Here is a 16450-nt window from a genome sequence, read left to right as displayed (position 1 = left end):
GTCGTGACAGATCTGGCAATGGAGACGTGAAATACTCCCGACACGCTCTCTAGAGTGACGCGACAAAATCCCCAGAAACACCCAGGAGAGGAGCGAACCATGTGGGTTCTGCTTGCCGTGGCGATCGTCGTCGTCGGCTTCGCGCTGCGGCTCAACGCCATGCTCGTGGTCGCAGTCGCCGGTGTCGCTGCCGGCCTCATTGCCGGCATGTCGCCGGTCAAGATCATTGAGACCTTCGGCACCGGATTTGCCAGTTCTCGATCCGTGACGGTCTTCATCGTCGTCCTGCCCGTCATCGGATTGCTCGAGCGCCACGGCCTCATGCAGCAGGCCGGCCGTCTGATGTCGAAGATGAAGTCCATGACGGCCGGGAAGCTCCTCACCGTCTACCTCGCCGTTCGCCAGATCACCGCTGCAGTGGGGCTGTCGTCCATCGGTGGACCAGCCCAGGCGGTGCGCCCGCTCGTCGTGCCGATGGCTGAGGCCGCCGCGCGACGCAACCACCCTCGTTACACCCGCAAGATGCGTGAGAAGCTGCGCTCCTACGCCTCCTCGGCGGACACCATCGGGCTGTTCTTCGGTGAGGATGTCTTCATCGCCATCGGGTCGATCCTGCTCATCACCGGCTTCGTCGATGCCACCTACAACCTCAAGCTCGAAGCCCTCCAGATCGCCCTGTGGGCCATCCCGACGGCTATCTGCGCCTTCCTCATCCATGCCCCACGGATGTGGCTGCTGGATCGCAAGCTCGCCAAGATGGCCGCCGAGGGAGGGGATGACGTCGGCGTCGACACCACTCCTGAGCCTGGCCACACCGTCAGTCTGCCTTCGGGCGGCAATCCTGAGCAGGGGGTCCGCTAATGATCAAGGTGGAATGGTTCTACTGGCTGTGCGGAATTCTCTTCCTCATCATCGCCGTCGTCCGGATGCGCGATCGCGATGACAGGAAGCGGTTCGGATCAGCAGCCTTCTGGGCGATCCTGGCCTTCTGCTTCGGCTACGGCACCTTCGTCGTCGACAAGACGGCACCGGCACTCGTGGAGGGCGTCGCTGTCCTCCTCCTGGTAGTACTGGCGACATGCGGCTTCCCGGGCCGCGGCTCCAACGAGACCACTACTGACGCCGAGCGGGAGGAGCTCTCCGAGAGGTTCGGCAACAAACTGTTCGTGCCCGCCCTCATCATTCCGATCGTCGCCGCGATCTTCGCGGTGGCCGGCATGCGTGACCTGTCCTTCGGCGGAAATCCGGTGTTGGAAACCGGCATGGCGACCATCATCGGTCTAGGAGCTGCTTCGCTGATCTCCCTCGTCGTCGCCATGATCATGTTCAAAGTACGCTCCCCCATGGTGCCCTTCAAGGAAGGCGACCGGCTGCTCGGCCACATCGGTTGGGCGGCGATCCTGCCCCAGTTCCTGGCGACCCTGGGCACCCTGTTCAATAATGCCGGCGTCGGTGACGCAGTGGGACGCATCACGTCGTGGATCCTGCCGTCCGGAAGTCTCTTCGCAGCGGTCTGTGTTTACTGCATCGGCATGGCCTTGTTCACCCTCGTCATGGGCAACGCCTTCGCGGCCTTCCCGGTGATGACGGCTGCCGTCGGGTGGCCGCTACTCATCCAGCACTTCGACGGCAATATGGCTGCCATCTTCGCGATGGGTATGTTGGCCGGATTCTGCGGCACCTTGTGCACCCCGATGGCCGCGAACTTCAATCTGGTCCCGGCAGCTTTGCTTGAGCTTGATGACAGTTATGGTCCTATCAAGGCGCAGATCCCCACCGCTGTTCCACTGCTGTTCTGCAACATTCTCATCATGTATCTGTGCTGCTTCCCAGGAGGTTTGCTGTGAGCGTTGACGATTACGCCCAAGGATGGGCCACGACGATCATTGACGGCCTGAATCGGCCCTTCCCATGGGGTTCAGCCCACCAGTCCCAAGGGCCGGACGACGTCGACGTCACGCCATGGCGTCTCCATCCGTTTTTTCATGGGTGTCTGGACTGGCATTCCTCGGCACACATGCAGTGGTCGGCCCTCACCTTGCTCGAGCACGCAAACCAGACGATCGATTGCGCAACCATTGACGAGCTGGTTGGCCTTCTCAATGCGCGTCTGACCAATGAGAATGCCCAGGTGGAGGCGGAGTACCTGCGGGTTCATCGCGGGTACGAGCGTCCCTATGGCTGGGGATGGGCGGCACTGTTGTCCGCCAAGTGTTCAGCGCTGGCCACCATGGCGAGCAATTCGCCGGAGTGGGCGTCCGCGACTCGGATCGTCGGACGCCAGATCTTCGACAACCTGCTGGCATGGCTGCCGACGATGACCTTCCCCGTCCGCACCGGAACCCACGACAACACCGCTTTCGGTATTGGCCTGTGCCTCGATGCCGCCCAGGCCCTGGGACGTAGCGACGTCGTCGATGCCATTGTCAAGCACTCCCACCGTTTCTTCGACGCCGACACCGACTACCCGTCGTCCTGGGAGCCCAGCGGCAATGACTTCTTGTCGGCGGCGTTGAGCGAAGCCCACCTCATGGCGCGGGTCTACCGGGCCGAAGGTCGCTCCGATGAGTTTGGCACCTGGCTGCATGCCTTCCTACCGCATCTGGGACAGGCTGACGACAACCTGTTGGACGTCGCCGAGGTGACCGACGGCACCGACGGCAAGCTCGCCCACCTGTATGGGCTGAGCCTGTCGCGGGCCTGGCAGCTGCGGGTGCTGACACCATGGCTCGACGACGACGCTCGTCGCCGCATCGAGGTGGCCACTAATCGTCAGATCAGCGAGGTAGCCTCCCAAATCACTGACGGCGACTTCATGTCCACCCACTGGCTGGTGTCCTTCGCACTCCAGGCGGTACTCGCCAAGCTCTGAGACCCACACACAACACTGCGGCCCGGCGCATCGAGCGCCGGGCCGCAGTGTTGTGATCGAATGATCAGTCCTGCTGACCGTTGTTGTCCCCTGCCGACGAGGTGAGCTCCTCAGGGACCTCATCCGGAAGCTCGGAGCGCTCCGTGCCCTTGAACACGAACGGCTCCTCGGAACCCTCCGGAGCGGCGTCGACAACCACGATCTGACCGGGCTTGACCTCGCCGAAGAGGATCTTCTCGGCCAGGACGTCCTCAATGTCGCGCTGGATGGTGCGACGCAGTGGACGGGCACCCAGCAGCGGGTCGAAGCCACGCTTGGACAGCAGCTCCTTGGCGGCCGGGGTGACCTCGATGCCCATGTCCTTGTCGCCCAGACGCTCCTCCAACTGGTCCACCATGAGGTCGACAATCCGCAGGATGTCAGACTGGGTGAGCTGGTGGAAGACGATGATCTCGTCGAGACGGTTGAGGAACTCGGGGCGGAAGTGTCCCTTGAGCTCCTCGGTGACCTTGGCCTTCATCTTCTCGTAACTGGACTCGGCGTCGTTGGCCTTGGAGAAGCCAAGGTTGACCGACTTGGAGATGTCACGGGTACCGAGGTTGGTCGTCAGCACGATGACGGTGTTCTTGAAGTCCACCACACGACCCTGGGCGTCGGTGAGACGTCCCTCGTCGAGGATCTGCAACAGGGAGTTGAAGATGTCGGGGTGGGCCTTTTCGATCTCGTCGAAGAGGATGACGCTGAATGGCTTGCGGCGCACCTTCTCGGTGAGCTGGCCGCCCTCCTCATAACCGACGAATCCCGGCGGGGAACCGAACATCCGGGATGCGGTGTGCTTCTCGGAGTACTCGCTCATGTCCAGGGCGATGAGGGCATCCTCGTCACCGAAGAGGAACTCGGTGAGCGCCTTGGTGAGCTCGGTCTTGCCGACACCGGACGGGCCGGCGAAAATGAACGAACCAGCCGGACGCTTCGGATCCTTGAGGCCGGCGCGGGTACGACGGATGGAGCGGCACAGCGCCTTGACAGCGTCCTCCTGTCCGACGTAACGCTTGCCGATCTCGTCCTCCATGTGAAGCAGTCGCTGGGACTCCTCCTCGGTGAGCTTGAAGACCGGGATGCCGGTGGCTCCGGAGAGCACCTCGGCGATCTCGTCAGGACCGACGACGGCCGGAACCGACTCGTCTCCCTGCTTCCACTCCTCCTCCTTGGCCTCACGCTCGGCGAGTAGCTTCTTCTCGTCGTCGCGCAGCCCGGCAGCACGTTCAAAGTCCTGGGCGTCGATGGCGGCTTCCTTCTCCACGCGCACGTGGGCAATCCGCTCGTCGAACTCGCGCAGGTCCGGCGGGGCCGTCATACGGCGGATGTTCATCCGGGCGCCAGCCTCGTCGATGAGATCAATGGCCTTATCAGGCAGGAAGCGGTCCTGGATGTAACGGGCCGCAAGGTTGGCCGCCGAGGTGATGGCCTCGTCCGTGATGGTGATCTTGTGGTGAGCCTCGTAGCGGTCGCGCAGGCCCTTGAGGATCTCGATGGCCAGCGGGATCGACGGCTCAGCCACCTGGATCGGCTGGAAACGACGCTCCAGGGCGGCATCCTTTTCGATGTACTTGCGGTACTCGTCGAGGGTCGTCGCACCGATGGTCTGCAACTCGCCGCGGGCCAGCATCGGCTTCAGCATGCTGGCGGCGTCGATGGCGCCTTCGGCAGCGCCGGCACCGACGAGGGTGTGGATCTCGTCGATGAACAGGATGATGTCGCCGCGGTTCTTGATCTCCTTGAGGACCTTCTTCATCCTCTCCTCGAAATCGCCGCGGTAACGCGATCCGGCGACCATGGAGCCGAGGTCCAGGGAGTAGATCTTCTTGTCGCGCAGGGTCTCGGGGACATCTCCACGCACAATGGCCTGGGCCAGACCCTCCACGCAGGCGGACTTGCCGACGCCAGGCTCACCAATGAGAACCGGGTTGTTCTTGGTACGGCGGCTCAACACCACCATGACCCGCTCGATCTCCTTCTCACGCCCGATGACCGGGTCGAGCTCGCCGTCACGGGCGGCGTCGGTGAGGTTACGACCGAACTGATCGAGGATCGTCGCCGAGGACTGCTGCGGGCCAGCCTCAGGCGCGCCCGAGGTGGCAGCCTGACGCTCGTCACCCTGGTAGCCCTGCAGCAATTGCAGGACGCTGTTGCGCACTGTGTTGAGGTCAGCGCCAAGGCGGATCAGCACCTGCGCGGCGATGCCTTCTCCCTCACGGATGAGGCCGAGCAGGATGTGCTCGGTACCGATGTAGGAGTGATTCATCTGGAGGGCCTCGCGCAAACTCAGCTCGAGGACCTTCTTGGCGCGCGGGGTGAAGGGGATGTGGCCAGTCGGTGTCGAGGTGCCGTGACCTATGATCTCCTCCACCTGGGCGCGGACTGCCTCCAGGGAAATGTCAAGGGACTCGAGGGCCTTGGCGGCAACGCCCTCGCCCTCACTGATGAGCCCGAGCAGCAGGTGCTCGGTACCGATGTAATTGTGGTTCAGGGCCTTGGCCTCATCCTGGGCCAGGACGACGACCCGGCGGGCCCGATCGGTGAACCGTTCGAACATGAACTCTCCTCGTATGTGGAGCAGATCAACCACCGAAAAACACCGGTGTACGGATCCACTCGCGGTCGCGTGAAACTTTCATGCAACCAACCGACAGCACTGGACCGCCGGCCTGTGTAGTCAGTCTAATAACCGCTGACGACAGATCTGAGACACCCACTTACGCCGCTGGCACAACCCGGGTGGAACAGCGCGACGCCGGAGCCTTCCTGCTCCGGCGTCGCCACCGACACGCCCTGTCAAGGATCACATGACTGGGATCAGTGAGCGCGATCGTAGGCCTCACGAATCTCGTTGGCGACGCGTCCGCGCTCTGAGACCTCGTAACCCTGCTCCTTGGCCCACTGACGAACCTCGTTTGCGGTCGGGCCTCCGGTGGGCCGACGACCACGGGTACGGCGACCACCGGTGCGACGAGCATTGGCGGTCCACCTGGACAGATCATCGCGCAGCTTGGAGGCGTTCTCCGCGGACAGGTCAATCACATAGCTGACACCATCAAGGGCGAAATTGACGGATTCCTCGGCAGGGCTTCCGTCCACATCGTCGACAAGATCAACACGCACACGCTGTGCCATGGTATTCCTTTCAGACTTGCGCCGTAGATACAACTTCGGCTTTTCAACTGACAGTTTATGTTGATGACACAGAAAAACACAAGGCAACTTCTGTTCCTCTTTCATCGAAAGGTTGTCCTGAAGGTGCATCTGGGCGCGTAATGAGGCATCCTTGAAGTGTGCTCAGTTCCACGCGAAAGATCTTGTTCGTCGTCGGAGCGATGATGTTGGCAACCCCTGCAGAAACTCCAGATGGCGAATATGAGGTGATCCGGCTTGATCTCGGGCGGCTGCACCCGACGAGGCCAGGTCTGGTACGTATTGCCACAACTGTCGAGGATGGTCTCATCACCTCGGCACAGGTAAATGCCGGCAACCTTCATCGCGGGGATGAAAAACTCTTCGAGGTTCGTGATTACCGACAGATTCCCATGCTTGCATCACGTCATGACTGGACGTCACCTTTCATCGGTGAGACTGGTGCAGCACATGTCGTCGAAGAGGCGATGGGTATTACTGTGCCGATTCGGGTGACATGGATACGAACGTTGCTCGCAGAGTTCAGCAGAATCACCTCACACCTCACATTTTTGTCATGGGTGGGTCATCACTGTGATGACCCAGACCTCGAGAATGAGATTGCTTCCACGATTGAAAGATCACGAACGATCTGGCAGTCGTGTTCAGGAAATCGCATTCATCCCATGATCACGCGGATCGGAGGGCTCGAGATCCATCCGGGGCAGGAGTGGTGCCCCGGATTACGGGAATGGCTCGACGAGGCAGACGCCCTCCTCCCCCGGCTGCGCGCCGATCTCGAGGCCGCCGAGGGGATTCGCGAGGTCGCCGTCATTCCCACAGAGATGGTCGACGCCTACGGCCTCTCCGGGCCCGTCTCACGGACGAGCGGCGTCGACATGGACATTCGCAAGGGTTTGCCGGTTTACGACGAGCTGAGCTGGCCTGAGACGGCTGCAGAGCCCCTGGGAGACGCCTACTCCCGGCTGACAGCCCTGTGCGACGACGTGACGGTGTCGTCAAGCCTGTGCCGTCAGGTCCTGGATCGGCTGCCGACTCTCGACGGGCCGCTGGAGACTCGCCTGCCGACGTCCATCAAGGTTCCCCGTGGACGCACCTGGACGGCCATGGAGGCCCCTTGGGGACGAGCCGGGTACCTGCTGGAATCTCGCGGCGGCACGACGCCGTGGAGAATGGCGCTGCGCACTCCCACCTTTGCCAACGTCCAGGCCCTGGAAGCCATTCTGCCCGGTACTCGGACGGACGATGTCGAGGCCGCCATAGCATCCCTGGGATGGACCTTGGGAGATCTGGACAAGTGAGGACGGGGGCACCGCCCACAGCCCCCTCAGGCGAACAAGCATGGGGCCCAGCCACATGGCTGGGCCCCACATGAGGTCTTCGGCGGCTGAGTGTCAGGCCTGGCGGCGAGCCACGCGAGTCTCGTCAGACAGACGGGGAAAGGCGACGCGAGAGAGATCAGCGATGGTCGCGTCGTTGCCGCGCTCCCAGATCTCGTCAGCGGTGGGGACGCCCGCGTCGGTGACGGTGCGCAGGGTTCCCAGGCGTCCCGAACGACCGTCAGCCAGCAGGGCGTCAAGCTCAGTCTCCAGCTCGGTGATACGCATCTCGAGGGAGGCGACCTTCTTATTACCGACCGTGACCTTGTACTGCAAAGCAGCCTTGTCGCCACGGAGGGTCGACAACTCGCTCTCGGCGTGATCCAGCTTGGCGCGAGTGTCGGCGAGGGTCTTCGAGATGGAGCCGACACGACGCGAGAAGGTGTCGATCATCTCCATGGACTCAGCATGGTGACGCTTCTCCTGCTCGGATGCAGCGTGACGAAGTTCCTTGATGGTGTCGTAATGCATCTGGCGAATGGCATCGACCTGACGCCACGCCATGAAGACCGAGACCCACGCTCCGACGAGGGCTACGAGCACGCCAGCCCGGACCGCCCAGATGGAGGGAATCAGTCCACACGCAATGGCAACAACCGTTGCCGCGATGAGAATGACGAGCACACCCTTGCGCTCGCCAGTGTCCTTTTCAACCCGTTTGAGATCATGCACGCCGCTCACGCAATCAATCATATCGCGTGAGGCGTCCTCAAGTACAGTCCGTTGGGCCTCGCGTCAAGCACTGAACACTGGCGAGTCGCGATCTTGTGGTCGCTGTCACCTCTTGGAGCGCTCGTCCGGATCCTCCGGGCCCTTCGGCACCTTGCAGGCGTTCTCGAGGAACCACCCGGCCCATGCCATGACCGCGCAGGTGATGGCTGTCACCGCCCCGACGATGGTCCGCTGCCGGGGGTAGGGGATGTTGAGGTGCCAGACGTAGGTGAGGACGTACACGATGCACGCCCCGACGAGAGCAGCACCCGACAAGGTGATGGCCTTTCCCAGTGCCAGTGACACGAGGCCTTGGTTCGCCTCGACCTCTCGCTTGGGGTCGACGACCTTGGCGCGAAAGGCCCTGGCATATCCCCATGTCGCGACAGCGACGACAAGGATGACCACCGGGAGCGACCAGGGCAGGATCGGAACGGTGTTGTCACTGACCTTGTAGATGCTCAGCGTGAACCATCCCAGGGCAGCTCCACACAGAGCTGCCACGATGACGACCTTCCAGTCGGTCGGAGCGAGATTGCCGTGGGGATCATCGCCGCCGTCGGGGCGTCGATCGTCATCCCAGTCCGGTGGCAGGCTCCGTGTCATAGATCCTCCTCTTCGCGCCTCTCGTCCCATCCTCTCGCAACGGTGACACCAGCCACGTCAATCTGGCGTGAATACGGCTTGACGACGTTGGCTACGTCGTCGGCGTCGAAGCGGGCCAGCAGATCGACAACCCGTCCGTACCCGGGCAACTCGGCCTCAGGGTCGGCGTCGGACCACGGCACGAGGACGAATGCGCGCTCATGTGCTCGGGGGTGCGGAAGCGTCAATTCGTCAGTAGTGACGGTTTCATCACCGACGCAAATGAGGTCAACGTCGAGGGTACGAGGACCATTTGGGATGGTGCGCTCACGCCCGTGGGCGTCTTCGATGACGTGAGCACGCTCCAACAAGACTGATGGTGGAAGGTCACTGGTTGCGACGACGACCAGATTGAGGAAGTCGTCCTGCTGCACTCCCCCAACAGGGGCAGTGACGTAGACCGGTGAGACGACGACGTCGTGAAGGCCGGGGGTTTCGGAGATGAGGCGGACGGCGTCTCGCAGATGAGCAAAGGGGTTTCCCATGTTGGAACCCAGGCTGAATACAGCTTTCACTCGGCATCCTTTCGGCACGTGACGGCCACGTCGTCGAGGGCTACTCCTACCGGGGCGTGCGGCTTGTGGACGGTCACCTGGACATGACGTACTCGCGGACTGATCGCGAGAACGGTGTCGGCAATCCTGCCAGCCAAGGTTTCGATGAGATTCACCGGTTCCCCTGCGAGAACGTTGAGCACCTGCTGTGCGACTGTCGCATAATTGACGGCTTTGGTGATGTCGTCAGAGTCGGTGTCCATGTCGACGCCGAGGGTGACGTCAGCGCTGAAGGGCTGGCCGAGCTCACGCTCGCTGGCGAGGATGCCGTGGTTCGCGTGGGCGCGGATGCCCGTCAGGGTGATCTGTCCATCGGTCATGTCGGAAGGTTACCTGTACACCGCAATTGGGCTTGTCGACGACGTCTGCGAGGAGAGGCACAGCGTCAATCAGCAAGAAGCGCAGGCTCAGGCGAGGAGGCGGGCGACGGTCTCCATGGCGTCGCGGTTGGCACGGACCTCGTGGGTGCGCACACACCAGGCACGATGGAGGGCGAGGTAGGTCGACAGGGCCATCGTGCTGGCATCGCGTTCCAGGGCAGGGCGGTCCTGGCCGTTGTCAGCAAGTAGTTCGCCGAGGAAGCGCTTGCGGCTGACTCCCCACAGCACGCGCAGATCCTTGAAGCCGTCCTGGAAAGCGTCGACGGCGTCGATGAGCTGCCAATTGTGCTCAGTGGTCTTGGAGAAACCGATACCCGGGTCGACGATGATGCGCTCACGGTCGATACCGGCGGCGATGGCGGCGTCAACCTGCTGGGAGGTTTCGCTGATGACGTCGGCGACGACGTCATCGTAGTGGATGAGATCCTGCATGGTAGCCGACTGACCACGCCAGTGCATGAGCACGTAGTCGACTCCGGCGTCGGCGACGACGTCGAGGATGGCCGGGTCGGCCTTGCCCCCGGAGACGTCGTTGACGATGGTGGCTCCGGCCTCGACAACGGCTTCCGCCACTGAGGCGCGCATGGTGTCAACGGAGACAGTGGCCCCGTCGGCTACCAGGGCTTCGACGACAGGCAGCACGCGACGCAGTTCCTCGTCCTCGGGGGTGCGCTCGGTGCCAGGGCGAGTGGACTCGCCGCCGACATCAATGATGTCAGCCCCGTGGGCGACGAGGTCGCGGGCGTGCCGGATGGCCACCTCGGGATCGGCCCACATGCCTCCATCGGAGAAGGAGTTGGGGGTGACGTTGACGACTCCCATAACGAGGGTGCGGGCAGGATGCGGATTGGTGTTCACAGGGTCCACGGAGATCATGGGGTGAAGTCTAGGGCGAACTCACAGCTGGCAGTGATCAGCGAGTCACGGGCACATCGGGGGAGGTCTTCGCCGACCCGACCGATATCTTGACCTTCTTCACCGAGTCGGGCAGCGGCGGGTACGCCGCCTGCATGAGGTACACGCCATCGGGACCGATCTCGGGGTCCTCGCTGCCGACAACGAGGGGCGTGTCCTTTCCCGTGCTCAAGGAGTCTACCGAGTACTTCACTCCCCCAGCGGTGTCGACGAGGGACGGGAAGTCCTCCGGATTGGCGACAGCCATCGCATGGTCGATTCCGCTCGAGGTGAGCCAGAAGGTGAGGACGGTGCCCGTGACGCCCGTCTTGACCGAGGCGACGTGCAGTGTCACGGCGACTTTGTAGCGAGGGGGTTGGAACGAGACCTTGACCACTTCCTTGGGGACGGGCCCGCCCGCATCCTTGAGCTTGCCCATCACCTGCTGGGCCGCCACCGACTCATGGAAGGCCACCTCGGCCGAGCTCATGGGGCTCGGCGGGGCGGTGGTGCTCGTCCCGGATGTCGTCGTGGCAGCCACGGTCGGCGTCGGGGTGTGCGTCCCGTCGGACTTGTCGGAGCCCCCGCAGGCGGTCAGGAGCAGGGCCGCGGCGAGGCCGACGGCGACAGCATGAGCTTTCATCATCCCTCCCTGACCGTGATCGTCACGCGACGGTTGAGGCGTCGTCCCGCCTCCGTGTCATTGCTGGCCACCGGGTCGGCCTCGCCCTTGCCGGCGGTCACCAGGGTGACCCCCTTGGGCAGCTGCGGCCCCAGGACCTTGGCCACCGCCGCCGCGCGACGCCGCGAGGGATCGAGGCCGTGCTCGGCGGTACCGAGGTTGTCGGTGTACCCGGTGACCTCGACCCTGCCCGCCGCCTTGCGCGCCACGAGTTCCTTGGCCGCCCGATCGATGACGGCGCGTCTGGCGGGCTTGATGACGTCAGAGTCCTTGCCGAAGAGGACTGAGGAGTCCAGATCGATGTTCGTGGCCTCCTTGGTCACCCGCTCCCGCCGGGCATCGGAGACCTCGCCCGTCGTGAGGATGAGTGGGCTGACGTACGAGGCCACATCGACACCCGAAAGATCGTTCGGGTCCAAGGCAGGCCAGGCTGCCCCCAGCGGCAGGCCGTCGTTCCACTGCCGGGTCGCCGTGTCCTTGTCGATAGTGGGGGTGAGTGCACCATCGTCCACCGGCACGTCATGGAAGATGCGGTTGCCGACCGCGACGTCGGCTCGCTGGACGTCGGACGGCACCGGAGGGGTGCTGAACCAACCGACCACGGAATGCCCGGGCTGAGTCAGGGCCGGCGATCCGTTCCACCACGCGTTCCCGCACATCTTGCAACCCTGGAAGTCGCCGATCGTCCGGTAGAGCTTCCGATTGCGGACGTCAATGATGCCGCCATCGGCGCTGAGGGTCTTGCTGTAGTGCGCCTGGGCGCCCTCGGAACCGACGAAGTACCCCGGGTCGGCGGGCCCCGACGCCGACGCGTCGATCGTCACCGAGTAGTACACGACGGTAGTCTGTTCCAGACGTCGTACGGCGTGCAGCGCCAGGATGACCGAGCCCGGCTTCGCCTTCTGCCTCTTGGCCCGGTCATTGAGGCTCACGGCCACCGCATCAACGATCGGCACCGGTACCGCCGTTTGCCCTGGCGCCGGCGAATTGTTGTCGGCGTGTGCCAGCGCTGTCGCCGACACCACCGCCATGGTGAGTCCGCAGAGGAGCCCAGTTGCCCGGGCCTTCAAGTTACGCACGATTATGACGCTACGGTAGAGGCCAGGTCACGTCCATACCGCACCAGAACGAAAAGCCCTCGCGGGAACAACCGTTGCGGTGATACCCGGCCAACTTCCATCAAATGTCCGCACTACGACGCGAATCGAATCCGATATGCATGTCGACTCACTTGGCCAAAGACGCCCTGTGATCGCCAACAAGAAGGTCCCTGATCTGCTCAGGAAATATCTCGGGCGCCGATAGCGCTTCGGAATTGCCAAAGCGAGCTAGCATCCCCCGCCACACCTCACCTCCCAGTGATCAACCCCATCGCCTCGGCACGGGTGGCGGAGTCACGAAGGATGCCTCGCACAGCCGAGGTCACCGTCCGCGACCCCGGCTTGCGCACGCCGCGCATTGTCATGCACATGTGCTCGCACTCGATGACGACGATCACCCCGCGGGCATGCAGGTACTCGACCATGGCGTCAGCGACCTGGGTCGTGAGCCGCTCTTGGACCTGGGGGCGTCGGGAGTAGACGTCGACGAGTCGGGCGATCTTGCTCAGGCCCGTGACGCGGCCGTCCTTGGCCGGGATGTAGCCAACATGGGCGACGCCGGTGAACGGCAGCAGGTGGTGCTCGCAGCACGACTGCACCTCGATGTCGCGCACGAGGACCAGCTCGTCATGGGAGATGTCGAAGGTCTTGGAGAGGATCTCGGCGGGATCCTGGGCCAGGCCCTGGAAGATCTCGGCGGCGGCCCGAGCGACCCGCTCGGGAGTCTCGCGCAAGCCCTCCCGATCGGGGTCCTCTCCGATCGCCAGAAGGAACTCGCGCACCGCGGCCCGGGCCCGACGCAGGTCGACTGGTAGCTCTGGCATGGACTCACTCACCCGAACGATTCTAGGGCAGCGCCGAGGGCCGCCTCAGGCCGCAGCCGACAGGCTCGACGTCGGCGTCACGTGGTCCCGCGCCCAGGCAATCAACACCTCGACGATGATCTTGGCAGCGGCGTAGAGCACCAGCGCCCCCGAGGAATAAGGCCAACGCACCGGCAAAGCTGACGGATCGACCGGAATTGGCTCGCCGGTGCGCCTCGACTCCCGCCGCAAACGTCCATTGGCCAGCGCCGCGGCAATGACAAACATGACGTTCTCGCACCAGCCGAGCAAAAGAATGTTGCCACCGGCCAGCCTGGGACGACGGCCCACCGCGTCACACGCAGCAGGCCGTAGCGATCGTCAGGACCTACGCGGACCCCAGGGGTTACCGCCCGACGGCGGCTGGGGGCCCTCACCCGGCTGGGCTGGCCCGGGGCTCGGGGGCTGAGGCGACTTTCCTCCCCCGACGCTCGGTGGCTGCCAGTCGGACGGCGGCTGCCACTCACCGGGGTTGTCCCCCGGAAGATCCCCACCAGGCTCAGGAGCCGGAGGAGCTATGACGCCACGACGCGGAGCACCAACCTCGGGAGCATCCTCGTCCACACCGACAACCTGTGGGGGCTTGACCGGCGGGATGGACGACGGCACACGCTTGTCAGAACCGGTGAAGGCACCGCGCTCGGGCCACCGCTTGAGCGGCTTGAAGATCTCGGCGACCTCAGCCTTGCTCAATGTCTCCTTGGCGAAAAGCTGGCACACCAACTCGTCAAGCACCTCACGGTTGGCGTCCAAGCAGTCAAATGCTTCCTGGTGCGCATTTTCGAGAAGTTCACGCACCTCGTCGTCAATGATCTTGGCGGTCTCGTCGGAGTAGTCGCGCTGTTGCCCAGTCGTCATGCCGAGGAATGGCTCGCTGTCCCCTGACCCCAGTTGCACCGTGCCGACGCGAGCCGACAAACCGTACTGAGTAACGAGAGCGCGGGCCACCTTGGTGGCCTTCTCGATGTCGTTGGAAGCACCCGTCGACGGGTCGTGGAAGATGAGCTCCTCGGCCGCACGACCACCCATCATGTACGCCATCGAATCCAGCAATTCGCCGCGCGTCTGGGAGTACTTGTCAGAGTCTGGCATGACCATCGTGTAGCCCAGCGCCCTACCACGCGGCAGAATCGTAATCTTCTGTACCGGGTCGGTACCCGGCATGGCCGCTGCCACCAGGGCGTGACCACCTTCGTGGTACGCAGTTACCAAGCGCTCGTGCTCGTTCATGAGTCGAGTCTTCTTCTGCGGCCCCGCAATCACACGATCGATCGCCTCGTCCAGCTCCGCGTCACCGATCACCGGCAGATTGGCTCGCGCCGTCAGCAATGCAGCTTCGTTGAGGACGTTGGCGAGGTCAGCGCCCGTCATACCGGGAGTGCGACGAGCAATCGACGCCAGGTCGACATTGTCAGCCATCGGCTTGCCGTGGGCATGGACCTGGAGGATCTTGAGGCGGCCGTCGAGGTCCGGGGCCTCCACCGCGATCTGACGGTCGAAACGACCGGGACGCAGCAAGGCCGGGTCAAGGACGTCGGGACGGTTCGTTGCGGCGATGAGGATGACGCCACCGTGGACGTCGAAGCCGTCCATCTCGACGAGCAACTGGTTCAACGTCTGCTCACGTTCGTCGTGGCCGCCGCCCATACCAGCACCACGGTGCCGGCCGACAGCGTCAATCTCATCGATGAAGATGATCGCCGGAGCTGCCTCCTTGGCCTGCTCGAAGAGGTCGCGGACCCGGGAGGCGCCGACGCCGACGAACATCTCGACGAAGTCCGAACCCGAGATCGAGAAGAAGGGCACTCCAGCCTCACCGGCCACGGCACGAGCCAGCAACGTCTTACCGGTACCAGGAGGGCCATACAGCAGGACGCCCTTGGGAATCTTGGCGCCGACCCGCTGGAACTTCGCCGGCTCAGCGAGGAACTCACGGATCTCCTGCAGCTCGTCGATCGCCTCCTGGCAGCCCGCGACATCAGCGAAAGTCGACTTGGGGGTGTCCTTACTGCCGACCTTGGCCTTGGACTTGCCGAACCCCATGACGCCGCCACGGCCGCCCATGCCCTGTGCTGCGTTCATAGCCCACAAGAAGAACAGCAGGATGATGACGAAAGGCAGGAAGTTGATGAGCAGAGCCTTCCAGATGCTCTGCCCAGGGTTCTCCCCCTGCCACGACTTCAGCGTCTTGTCCTGGACCCGGGCGTTGAGCTTGTCAACGAGTTGGTCGGACTGGTTACCAACCCAGTATGAGCGATACTTCTTGTCGTCGTTCTCAGTGATCTTGATGACCTGATCGCCGTCAGTCAGCGTGACGCTATCCAACTTCTTGTCACTGTTGATGATGCTGACGGCCTCAGAAGTCGGAATGTCCTTGTACCCGTTCCCCGACCCGGTGAACTGCAGGAACACAATGATCAAGCCGATGCACAACAGGATCCAGATCAGAGGACCTTTGAAGATGCGGGACACGTTTTTCATGTACTACCTAGGGGCATGGGTGGGTGGGACTCAAAGCGTCACGATACCAGCGCATGACAACATCGCAGTGTTGACGAACGCTGTACCGCATCGCGATCATTCCAACCCGATGGCGGTCCGCCCTTCGACGTCGATCCCTCAGGAGTTGTAGACGTGCGGCGCCAGCGTCGCCACATCCGTGAGGTTGCGGTACTTGTCGGCGTAATCCAGGCCGTATCCCACGACGAACTCGTTGGGGATGTCAAAACCGACGTACTTGACGTCCAACGGGCAGGTCACGGCCTCCGGCTTGCGGAACATCGCCATGATCTCGATGGAGTTGGGGTTGCGGCTGCGCAGGTTCTGCACCAGGTAGCTCAGTGTCAGGCCGGTGTCGATGATGTCCTCGACGATGAGGATGTCGCGACCCTCGATGTCCTTGGTGAGGTCCTTGAGGATGCGCACCACGCCGCTGGACTTCGTACCGGCACCGTAGGACGACACGGCCATCCAGTCCATGGACATGTGGGACTTCATCGCGCGGCACAGGTCCGCCATGGTCATGACAGCACCGTTGAGCACACCGACCATGAGGATCTCCCGCCCCGCATAGTCGGCGTCGATCTGGGCAGCAACCTCGCGGACACGAGAGGCCACCTGCTCATCGGTGTACAGAACGCGGTCGAAATCTTCGGGAATGTCAGAAGCTCGCACGGAT

The 16450-nt window shown here is 63.2% G+C and carries 17 protein-coding genes; 4 read left to right on the top strand and 13 right to left on the bottom strand.

Going from position 1 to position 16450, the window contains the following annotated elements; all coding sequences use genetic code 11:
- Nucleotides 1-99: 99 nt before the first annotated feature.
- Genes ACP8ML_RS01545 through ACP8ML_RS01535 form a run of 3 tightly spaced genes read left to right on the top strand, consistent with a single transcriptional unit; the run spans nucleotide 100 to nucleotide 2872 of the window.
- Nucleotides 100-861 carry a DUF969 domain-containing protein gene (locus tag ACP8ML_RS01545; protein WP_065674236.1) on the top strand — a complete coding sequence of 254 codons (762 nt, stop codon included), beginning with the start codon at nucleotides 100-102 and terminating at the stop codon, nucleotides 859-861.
- Nucleotides 861-1847 (top strand): DUF979 domain-containing protein, encoded by a 987-nt coding sequence (locus tag ACP8ML_RS01540; RefSeq protein ID WP_270236813.1) that lies wholly within the window; start codon nucleotides 861-863, stop codon nucleotides 1845-1847. The genes ACP8ML_RS01545 and ACP8ML_RS01540 overlap by 1 nt, the downstream gene beginning before the upstream one ends.
- Entirely contained in the window at nucleotides 1844-2872 is a 1029-nt protein-coding gene (locus ACP8ML_RS01535; protein WP_486703000.1) for a DUF2891 family protein, read from the top strand. Before ACP8ML_RS01540 ends, ACP8ML_RS01535 begins: the two co-directional genes overlap by 4 nt.
- 64 nt (nucleotides 2873-2936) lie before the next feature.
- Here ACP8ML_RS01535 and ACP8ML_RS01530 read toward each other — a convergent pair whose 3' ends face one another.
- A complete protein-coding gene (locus tag ACP8ML_RS01530; protein ID WP_486702999.1) occupies nucleotides 2937-5468 on the bottom strand; it encodes an ATP-dependent Clp protease ATP-binding subunit in 2532 nt (843 codons plus the stop codon).
- Between the two features lie 260 nt (nucleotides 5469-5728).
- The gene (locus ACP8ML_RS01525; protein ID WP_004810449.1) at nucleotides 5729-6046 is read right to left on the bottom strand and encodes a histone-like nucleoid-structuring protein Lsr2; all 318 of its coding nucleotides are present in this window, start codon (nucleotides 6044-6046) and stop codon (nucleotides 5729-5731) included.
- A gap of 200 nt (nucleotides 6047-6246) precedes the next feature.
- Here ACP8ML_RS01525 and ACP8ML_RS01520 point away from each other — a divergent pair, with 200 nt between their 5' ends.
- Nucleotides 6247-7365: an NADH-quinone oxidoreductase subunit D-related protein gene (locus tag ACP8ML_RS01520; RefSeq protein ID WP_117189778.1), complete on the top strand. Its 1119-nt coding sequence runs from the start codon at nucleotides 6247-6249 to the stop codon at nucleotides 7363-7365.
- A 93-nt stretch (nucleotides 7366-7458) separates the two neighbouring features.
- On the opposite strand, the gene ACP8ML_RS01515 is transcribed toward ACP8ML_RS01520, so the two are convergent.
- The 11 genes from ACP8ML_RS01515 to hpt all read right to left on the bottom strand — a co-directional run bounded on the left by ACP8ML_RS01515 (nucleotide 7459) and on the right by hpt (nucleotide 16446).
- Nucleotides 7459-8136, bottom strand: coding sequence for a cell division topological specificity factor MinE (locus ACP8ML_RS01515; RefSeq protein WP_065674232.1), 678 nt, complete (start codon nucleotides 8134-8136; stop codon nucleotides 7459-7461).
- An 84-nt stretch (nucleotides 8137-8220) separates the two neighbouring features.
- On the bottom strand, nucleotides 8221-8760 hold the full coding sequence (locus tag ACP8ML_RS01510) for a DUF3180 domain-containing protein (RefSeq protein ID WP_016666895.1): 540 nt from the start codon (nucleotides 8758-8760) through the stop codon (nucleotides 8221-8223).
- Complete coding sequence (gene folK / locus ACP8ML_RS01505; protein WP_117189759.1) at nucleotides 8757-9314, bottom strand: 2-amino-4-hydroxy-6-hydroxymethyldihydropteridine diphosphokinase; 558 nt, start codon at nucleotides 9312-9314, stop codon at nucleotides 8757-8759. The genes ACP8ML_RS01510 and folK overlap by 4 nt, the downstream gene beginning before the upstream one ends.
- Nucleotides 9311-9673 (bottom strand): dihydroneopterin aldolase, encoded by a 363-nt coding sequence (gene folB, locus ACP8ML_RS01500; protein WP_117189760.1) that lies wholly within the window; start codon nucleotides 9671-9673, stop codon nucleotides 9311-9313. Before folB ends, folK begins: the two co-directional genes overlap by 4 nt.
- An 87-nt stretch (nucleotides 9674-9760) precedes the next feature.
- Nucleotides 9761-10609: a dihydropteroate synthase gene (folP, locus tag ACP8ML_RS01495; RefSeq protein ID WP_117189761.1), complete on the bottom strand. Its 849-nt coding sequence runs from the start codon at nucleotides 10607-10609 to the stop codon at nucleotides 9761-9763.
- Nucleotides 10610-10646: 37 nt separating this feature from the next.
- Nucleotides 10647-11117 carry a hypothetical protein gene (locus ACP8ML_RS01490; RefSeq protein WP_117189779.1) on the bottom strand — a complete coding sequence of 157 codons (471 nt, stop codon included), beginning with the start codon at nucleotides 11115-11117 and terminating at the stop codon, nucleotides 10647-10649.
- A gap of 152 nt (nucleotides 11118-11269) precedes the next feature.
- Nucleotides 11270-12388: an OmpA family protein gene (locus ACP8ML_RS01485; RefSeq protein WP_117189762.1), complete on the bottom strand. Its 1119-nt coding sequence runs from the start codon at nucleotides 12386-12388 to the stop codon at nucleotides 11270-11272.
- A gap of 269 nt (nucleotides 12389-12657) precedes the next feature.
- On the bottom strand, nucleotides 12658-13233 hold the full coding sequence (gene folE / locus ACP8ML_RS01480; RefSeq protein ID WP_065673719.1) for a GTP cyclohydrolase I FolE: 576 nt from the start codon (nucleotides 13231-13233) through the stop codon (nucleotides 12658-12660).
- Between the two features lie 45 nt (nucleotides 13234-13278).
- The gene (locus tag ACP8ML_RS01475; RefSeq protein ID WP_249361338.1) at nucleotides 13279-13563 is read right to left on the bottom strand and encodes a hypothetical protein; all 285 of its coding nucleotides are present in this window, start codon (nucleotides 13561-13563) and stop codon (nucleotides 13279-13281) included.
- A 30-nt stretch (nucleotides 13564-13593) separates the two neighbouring features.
- Nucleotides 13594-15753 carry an ATP-dependent zinc metalloprotease FtsH gene (gene ftsH, locus ACP8ML_RS01470; RefSeq protein ID WP_065673718.1) on the bottom strand — a complete coding sequence of 720 codons (2160 nt, stop codon included), beginning with the start codon at nucleotides 15751-15753 and terminating at the stop codon, nucleotides 13594-13596.
- Nucleotides 15754-15891: 138 nt separating this feature from the next.
- Nucleotides 15892-16446 (bottom strand): hypoxanthine phosphoribosyltransferase, encoded by a 555-nt coding sequence (gene hpt / locus ACP8ML_RS01465; RefSeq protein ID WP_004810421.1) that lies wholly within the window; start codon nucleotides 16444-16446, stop codon nucleotides 15892-15894.
- Between the last annotated feature and the right edge of the window lie 4 nt (nucleotides 16447-16450).

The organism is Cutibacterium sp. LaCa_255 (assembly GCF_057458005.1).
This window is presented reverse-complemented; position numbering and strand designations above follow the sequence as displayed.